General features: G+C 58.3%; 1 rRNA gene. It reads left to right on the top strand.

The features are described 5' to 3' along the window. Positions 1–1,342, top strand: a 16S ribosomal RNA gene (locus G011_RS30495); the annotation flags it as partial. Positions 1,343–1,360 lie beyond the last annotated feature (18 nt).

The following is a 1,360-nucleotide window of genomic DNA, read 5'->3' as shown; positions in this document are numbered from 1 at the left end:
GGAGGGTGGAAAGTTTTTCGGTCAGGGATGGGCTCGCGGCCTATCAGCTTGTTGGTGGGGTAACGGCCTACCAAGGCGATTACGGGTAGCCGGCCTGAGAGGGCGACCGGCCACACTGGGACTGAGACACGGCCCAGACTCCTGCGGGAGGCAGCAGTGGGGAATATTGCGCAATGGGCGAAAGCCTGACGCAGCGACGCCGCGTGGGGGATGACGGCCTTCGGGTTGTAAACCTCTTTTACCACCAACGCAGGCTCGAAGTTCTCTTCGGGTTGACGGTAGGTGGGGAATAAGGACCGGCTAACTACGTGCCAGCAGCCGCGGTAATACGTAGGGTCCGAGCGTTGTCCGGAATTATTGGGCGTAAAGAGCTCGTAGGCGGCGTGTCGCGTCTGCTGTGAAAGACCGGGGCTTAACTCCGGTTCTGCAGTGGATACGGGCATGCTAGAGGTAGGTAGGGGAGACTGGAATTCCTGGTGTAGCGGTGAAATGCGCAGATATCAGGAGGAACACCGGTGGCGAAGGCGGGTCTCTGGGCCTTACCTGACGCTGAGGAGCGAAAGCATGGGGAGCGAACAGGATTAGATACCCTGGTAGTCCATGCCGTAAACGTTGGGCGCTAGGTGTGGGGACTTTCCACGGTTTCCGCGCCGTAGCTAACGCATTAAGCGCCCCGCCTGGGGAGTACGGCCGCAAGGCTAAAACTCAAAGGAATTGACGGGGGCCCGCACAAGCGGCGGAGCATGTTGCTTAATTCGACGCAACGCGAAGAACCTTACCAAGGTTTGACATCACCCGTGGACTCGCAGAGATGTGAGGTCATTTAGTTGGCGGGTGACAGGTGGTGCATGGCTGTCGTCAGCTCGTGTCGTGAGATGTTGGGTTAAGTCCCGCAACGAGCGCAACCCTTGTTCCATGTTGCCAGCACGTAATGGTGGGGACTCATGGGAGACTGCCGGGGTCAACTCGGAGGAAGGTGGGGATGACGTCAAGTCATCATGCCCCTTATGTCTTGGGCTGCAAACATGCTACAATGGCCGGTACAATGGGCGTGCGATACCGTAAGGTGGAGCGAATCCCTAAAAGCCGGTCTCAGTTCGGATTGGGGTCTGCAACTCGACCCCATGAAGGTGGAGTCGCTAGTAATCGCGGATCAGCAACGCCGCGGTGAATACGTTCCCGGGCCTTGTACACACCGCCCGTCACGTCATGAAAGTCGGCAACACCCGAAACTTGCGGCCTAACCCCTTGTGGGAGGGAGTGAGTGAAGGTGGGGCTGGCGATTGGGACGAAGTCGTAACAAGGTAGCCGTACCGGAAGGTGCGGCTGGATCACCTCCTTTCTAAGGAGTCTTTACAGG

Source organism: Nocardiopsis sp. CNS-639, assembly GCF_000381685.1.
GTDB classification, from domain to species: Bacteria; Actinomycetota; Actinomycetes; order Streptosporangiales; family Streptosporangiaceae; genus Nocardiopsis; species Nocardiopsis dassonvillei.
Note: the sequence above shows the minus strand (reverse complement) of the source record. Positions and strands in the feature narration are given on the sequence as shown.